Origin of the sequence: Methanobrevibacter sp. (assembly GCF_036307625.1) — an archaeon.
In the GTDB taxonomy this organism is placed as follows: domain Archaea; phylum Methanobacteriota; class Methanobacteria; order Methanobacteriales; family Methanobacteriaceae; genus Methanocatella.
In genome coordinates this window covers 64,493-71,117 of the sequence record NZ_JAXJXF010000032.1, presented here as the reverse complement: position 1 = coordinate 71,117, position 6,625 = coordinate 64,493, and the positions used below count along the sequence as shown (strand labels likewise).

At 29.1% G+C, this 6,625-nt stretch carries 4 protein-coding genes and 1 pseudogene; 3 read left to right on the top strand and 2 right to left on the bottom strand.

Annotation, left to right across the window (positions count from 1 at the left end):
• Nucleotides 1-1,473: pseudogene (locus tag UIB65_RS02295) on the top strand (hypothetical protein); the annotation flags it as partial.
• Between the two features lie 448 nt (nucleotides 1,474-1,921).
• Nucleotides 1,922-2,650 carry a hypothetical protein gene (locus tag UIB65_RS02290; RefSeq protein ID WP_330039516.1) on the top strand — a complete coding sequence of 243 codons (729 nt, stop codon included), beginning with the start codon at nucleotides 1,922-1,924 and terminating at the stop codon, nucleotides 2,648-2,650.
• 53 nt (nucleotides 2,651-2,703) lie between these two features.
• Here the strand turns inward: UIB65_RS02290 and UIB65_RS02285 are convergent, their stop codons facing one another.
• Both UIB65_RS02285 and UIB65_RS02280 read right to left on the bottom strand, forming a co-directional pair.
• Nucleotides 2,704-4,668, bottom strand: coding sequence for a phage holin family protein (locus tag UIB65_RS02285; RefSeq protein ID WP_330039515.1), 1,965 nt, complete (start codon nucleotides 4,666-4,668; stop codon nucleotides 2,704-2,706).
• A 55-nt stretch (nucleotides 4,669-4,723) separates the two neighbouring features.
• Nucleotides 4,724-5,416: a hypothetical protein gene (locus tag UIB65_RS02280; protein ID WP_330039514.1), complete on the bottom strand. Its 693-nt coding sequence runs from the start codon at nucleotides 5,414-5,416 to the stop codon at nucleotides 4,724-4,726.
• Between the two features lie 267 nt (nucleotides 5,417-5,683).
• Here UIB65_RS02280 and UIB65_RS02275 point away from each other — a divergent pair, with 267 nt between their 5' ends.
• Complete coding sequence (locus UIB65_RS02275) at nucleotides 5,684-6,511, top strand: DUF4013 domain-containing protein (protein ID WP_330039513.1); 828 nt, start codon at nucleotides 5,684-5,686, stop codon at nucleotides 6,509-6,511.
• Nucleotides 6,512-6,625 lie beyond the last annotated feature (114 nt).

The window sequence follows — 6,625 nt, the reverse complement described above, 5'->3', positions numbered from 1 at the left end:
ATGTTCAATTTTAATGCTTCTAGTTTCTTTTCTGGTTTGAATTTTACTGATATGTTCAATTTTAATGCTTCTAGTTTCTTTTCTGGTTTGAATTTTACTGATATGTTCAATTTTAATGCTTCTAGTTTCTTTTCTGGTTTGAATTTTACTAGCATATTTGATGATTTTAATATTACTGACTTTTTAAATGATTTGAACTTCACTGAGTTATTTAAAAATTGGAATATTACTGACTTTTTAAATGATTTGAACTTCACTGAGTTATTTAAAAATTGGAATATTACTACATTTTTAGATAATTTCAACTTCACTGACTTAGTAAATGGTTTTAATTTTACAGATCTTTTTAATAAATTGAACTTTACTGAGTTATTTAATAATTGGAATATTACTACATTTTTAGATAATTTCAACTTCACTGAGTTATTGGGTGGTTTGAATATTACTGGATTTTTAGATAATTTCAATTTCACTGAGTTTTTAAGTGGTTTGAATGTTACTGGACTTTCAAATATTACTAATTATTTAGATAATTTCAATTTCACTGAGTTTTTAAGTGGTTTGAATGTTACTGCATTTTTAGATAATTTGAACTTTACTGAGTTATTTAATAATTGGAATATTACTGAACTTTTCGATAATTTGAACTTTACTGCATTATTTAATAAGTTAAATATTACTGGATTTTTAAATAATTTGAACTTTACTGCGTTATTTGATAAGTTAAATATTACTGGATTTTTAGATAATTTGAACTTTACTAAGTTATTTAACTTCACTAATCTCATCAATATTATCACTAAATATATCCAAGATTTAAATATTACTAAAATCATTAATATTACTGATATTGTAAATAAAATTGAAGATTTTGGAAAGGCAATATTAGGAATTAAATCTCCAACTGTAATTTATGCTGATGATTTGAGTGTTGTTTATGCAAACAGCAAAAAATTGGTTATTACATTAAGAGATTATGTTGCTAATCCGGTAAGTGATAAAACAGTTTATGTGGTACTTAATGATAAAAAATATACTGGTGTTACTAACTCTAATGGTAAAGTGTCAATTACAGTTCCTAACAATTTAAAACCAAAAACATATGTTGCAACAATTACATTTGCAGGCGATTTGGCTTATCAAAATTCACTTAAAACTGCTAAAGTAGTAGTTGCTAAAGGAACTCCAAAAATAACTGCTAAATCAAAAACAATCAAGAATACCAAAAAGAACAAGAAAAACAAAAAATACTCAATAGTCTTGAAAAATCATAAAAATAAAGCTATGAACAAAGTTAAAGTTACTATTAAAGTGAACGGTAAAACCTATACTGCTGTAACTAATAAAAATGGTAAAGCAACCTTTAAAATTACTAAATTAACTAAAAAAGGTACTTTTAAATCTGTTATAACATATAAAGGTAATTCTCTCTATAAAAAAGTAACTAAAACTGTAAAAATTAAAATTAGCTAGATACAGTATATCTACTTGAAACAATTCTATAGCAATGTTTCTAATCATTTTTTGATTTGACAAACATTGCTTGTTTTAATTTTTTTCTCATTTTGCTCTTAATTATTTAAATCATATATATTTCCATCTATTGTTTGATGCTTTTTTTTGAATCTATCGATTATAATGAAATGTTATTTGTTTAAAATTAATATTGGTTCTTAATTGGCAAAATTATTTGTCATTCCTGTCAGTATTGTTGGTCATATGCTAGTGATTATATGATTTATCTATGTGGATGTCAGACTTCCATAATTTTAAGTAGTTCAAGCAGTATGTCTGGTTGTTTGGAGGTAGTTTAGGGAAATTAAAATTAAATATGTGAACCACTAAATTATAATATATGGAAATTTTTAGTATTGTGTATGATTTTGCTATTGCAATTTTAATTTTTTGTGTGATATTTTTAGTGGGAAAATTTATTTATAAAAAATTAAAGGACAGTAAAAGTAGGCTTTTCAATCCTCTTGAATATTTTCCTGAAGAAGAAGTTCAAACATTAAGACAAGTTTTTTACTTGGTAATGATGTTAATTTTCTTTGTTTTCATTTTATACATTATTGTAGTTCCTGGAAATGATTTTGTGGGAGTTGCTGTTGTGCAACTGCTCGTATCATTATATATTGCTTTTACTTTAGATTATAGTTCTTGGAAGAATAAAATATTATTTTTCCTGTTAATACCTTATGAATCTATAGCACTCATTGTTTTTAATGAAGCTATTGTATTGCTGCCGATTTATGCAATACATGTTCTTGTTTATGCTTATTTAATTAAAGTATATTATGGCAAGTTCAGGAATTATACGGAGACAAATAGTCTTGGGATTACTATTATATTATTGTTCTCCATCATATTTGTTAGTTTTATTGTTACATGCTTTGCAGAAAATGTTGATCCTTTAAGTTCATTGGTTATGGTTTCAAATGCATTTACAAGTAATGGTTATGCAATACTTGGAAACACGGATATTGGTAAATTAACTGCAATAATTTTAGTTTGGGGAGGATACACAATATCTGGTGTTGGTACTGCAACATTGACGGTTGCAATTTTATCAAGACATTATAAAAAACGTGAAAATGAATTAAATAAACGTTTGGACGAATTAGAATCATTAATTAAAAATAATAAATAAGATATGGATTACCCTTAGTTCCATATCATTTTTTTTTATACTGTGATATTATATTATTTTTTTAATTCCGCTAAATTCTCTTTTATTATTTTATAGATGTTTTCCGCACCAATGATTTCATCATCGCTAACCTTCCAACTTGAAGGGTACAGTATGAATGGTTTGGATTGGTCTCCACCGGCTCCGCCGTGACTTCCAACCAATTCCTCAAAAGCACATACTTCATCCGCTTCCTCATCATAAAAACTGTTAACCAGAATATCTGGGGTATGTTCAAATGAACTGGTTCTTTTTAAATGTCTAACAATATTGTCTCCAAATCCTTCAAGAGGGTTTTCTCCTTCAATTTCTCCACTGTCCAGATAGTAAGTTCCATTTTTTCCAATAGCCAAATCACCGTGTTCCTGGGATTTAACTAAAATAAAACCGATATATTCATTGTTTATGATGCCAGGTATCAGTTCAGGGAAATAGCTATTGAGTTCCTCGTATGTTAATCTTTGGCTCCATTGGGTCAAATAAATCATTGCAAGATTACCTGAAGCCAATACGATGACTTCAGAGTCACTTAATTCCTGTTGTTCTTCTTTTTCTTTTTTAATTTTTTTATTTTTTCTTGAAAATGGAGTATAATCTCCTGCAAAGTGGTCATCATTTGAGGTCATTTTTGCAAACATGGTCATGTCTTCAGGAAGTAATGATTTGACAAAATCTTCAAATGTTTTACCATATCTTTGGGTAAATGTGGCACCATTTGTTTGACCGTGATCTGATTGGATGACAAATTGATAATTTCGAGGACAATATTTATTTGCATCAGTTAAATGTTTGATTTGCTTGTCCATTGATTTTAAAGCAATCCATGCATCACTGTCCCTAACTCCAGAGTGGTGGGCTATTTCATCATAACCTAAGTATGTTGAGTATGCAACATCAATATCCCCAATCATCATGTCACCAATTAATGTTGAGGTATTGATTTCTCTCATAAATACATTTGTAGCGGCTCTTGTGGGAATATATATTATTCCACGTTTTATTCTTGGTCTAACGTTTTTTACCGAATGTGTGATTTGTGACCAGATTTCACGTATTATGTCTGCAAGAAAGAGTGCAACTATACGTGCAAAATTGCTGGGATTGGAGAATACTGAGTACCATGCCTTATTGTATAGTTTTCCAAAGTCCATTATCTTACTGAATGTAAATATTACATTATCCGTATCTCCTGAGAATAAATTTGACCTGCTTGCTCCATTATCTACGAGCAATCCATTCCCATCTGAAATTCTCTGTTCCAATTCAGGTACTTTAGTGATTCCGGAACATTGCATCATTTGATTACCATTGCTCTTTTCTATCCATCTGAATGCAACGATTCCTTCATTATTTCCATGAAGGATTCCCGCTTGACTTGCACCTGTTTGGGAAGATAGGTCAGTTTCCCACCTTCTAAGCTTGTAATCGTCACTTTCAATCATTTTTTTAATATTGGGCATGTCTCCTCTTTCGACGGCTTCACATAACACCTGGTAGGCAAGTCCATCGATTTCAATAATTATCACTCCAGGATAATCTTTAATTTCATTTTTTCTTTTCTTTTCCGCATCTCTTAAAACAGACCGGTAATATGAACTGTCATCATCAATTGTTATTATTGATGACAATACAGTTGTAACCGCAGCCATAGCTAATGGGGCAAGAATAATTGCCGGACCATTAATTTCTATTCCAAAGTCTGGTGCGAAAAGCTGAAGTAGGAGTCCGTTTAATATCAATGTTCCAAAACCAAAGGTTAAAACTAAAAATGGCATCGCAATTCTTGTTAAAATGGGCCATAGCAGTGAATTAATTAAACTGATAACTATTACTAAAAGTGCTATGTTATCTAACTCATTACCTTTAACTCCTAATCCTAAAAAACTTATCAGGTATATTCCTAGAACATTTCCAATAAATACGATTAAACTTCTTCTCAAACTTCTTTTTGGGGTTTGTTTTTCATTAATGATTTCCATTGTAATCAGTGTTCCGTTATTTATCTTTAAAAATCTTCAATCAGTTTATATGGAATTAAATGGGCAATTTTCCAGTGTATTGTTCTATTGTTCTTTGAGCATCATCTAAATTAATTCCAGTTTTTTCTTCTACGGTCGATTTGATTTCACTTAAATTGGTATTGTTTGTATAGTTGTTTACTTTTGACTGCAAATCTCCTGTCATGTTTTTTACGGTGGAAAGGGTATCGGTTTTGTCAGGAAAAACATTTTTGTACTCTACTGATTTTGCTATGTGAACGGCCATATTCTTGTCGTTGCAACAGATTATGATATTGTCGTGGGTAGTTTCATTAGATAATGGAATGCAATAAAATTTTCCGTTATAATTTACTTTAATAATGTCAAATATGTGGATTTCTAATAATTGATCAGCATTTATCACATAACATGTAAAACCATCTATGTCTTGCTTTTCTCCATTTTTTATCACGTTATTTAGGGTATTAAAACCTAATTCAGATACTTTAATGATATTTTTATCCTCGTTACTATTGTATGTAACCAATATTCCGTTGTTCCAATTCCATATTTTGGCATGCTGGATATTGCCGTCATATTTGGTTTGATTGGCTGGAACTTCTATGGTTGTTCCATTTGGTGTTATATCAATTCTCTCATAATTTACCCAGGTTATTATTACTAGAATAACGCTCGCAATAATGATTAAAATGATTATAGCAATTATGCTTAGTTTTTTATTATCCATGACTACACCTTCATTATTTTTTAGTGAAAACTAAGTTATTTTTTTTAGAAGCATTGTTGACTGATTTTATAGTAATAACTATTTCAATGAATACATATCTAAATGTTAATTAAAGATTGTATTTCATGATATATTAATTTAAATGAAAAAATGAGTATTTTAAAATATTGTGCATTCATTTTAAACAAATTATAAATATTACTTATAAAATAAATTATTAATGCTCTTTTATCGAGTATTTAATAAAATATATTAAAAGGTGTTACTATGGAAGTAATGGAAATAATTAAGGATGCTTTTGTATTCCCCTCAAAAGATATGAAAATACTTTTAATTTATGTTATATTGTCAGTGGTGGCAGGGCTATTTTCTTTAGGGGGAACATTTGCATATATATTAGGATTTATTGTCCCTGAATTTTTCATGTGGGGTGGTATGGCCGTTATTATTTCAATGTTAATTGGATGGGTATTGTATGGTTATTTAGTAAGTGTTATTAAATCTGGAATTGAACAGTCTGATGAAGTTCCTCAGTTTGAATGGTGGGAAAATTTTATCACAGGTTTCAATAATTTTATTGTCACTATTGTTTACTTTGTAATTCCTGCGTTTATTACTGTGGTTGTAGGATATGCTACAGATATTGTTGGCAATTTTGTGATAGTTTGTGAAGAAATTTATTTACAGACCACTGGTGTTTATATGGGGGCTTCTAGTGATATTGCACTTAATGCACTATCTCAGGCATTGACTAATTTGGCGATTTCTTTATCTATCACTATTTTTGTTGCTATAATTGCATTTGTAATTTTCTCATTCCTTCAAACTATGGCTCAAGCAAGATTAGCAAATACTGGTAGTTTAAGTGAAGCTTTAAATGTTTTTGAAGCGGCAAAAGACATATCAAGAATTGGTGTGGGTAAGGTAATAATTTTAGTTATATTAGTTATTGTGGTTATTGGTGTTGTTGAGGTGATTTTATCAGCTATATTCGCCATTATACCAATATTGTCAATTCTTTCATTGATTGTAAGTCCTTACTTAGCATTCTTTGCTCAAAGAGCTGTTGGATTATTATATTCTGATATAGCTTAATATTTTAAGCTATACATTTCTTTTTTTTTGAAAATATTATTGGATTAGTTAAATTAATTTTGGGGAAGTTTAAACTCTCGGTTATAGAAAAATAAGAAATTTAATAAATAAAAA

Excerpts from the sequence above, each read along its gene's own strand:
- UIB65_RS02285 (WP_330039515.1), bottom strand. The coding sequence starts at position 4,668 with ATGGAAATCATTAATGAAAAACAAACCCCAAAAAGAAGTTTGAGAAGA.
- UIB65_RS02280 (WP_330039514.1), bottom strand. The coding sequence starts at position 5,416 with ATGGATAATAAAAAACTAAGCATAATTGCTATAATCATTTTAATCATT.
- UIB65_RS02275 (WP_330039513.1), top strand. The coding sequence starts at position 5,684 with ATGGAAGTAATGGAAATAATTAAGGATGCTTTTGTATTCCCCTCAAAA.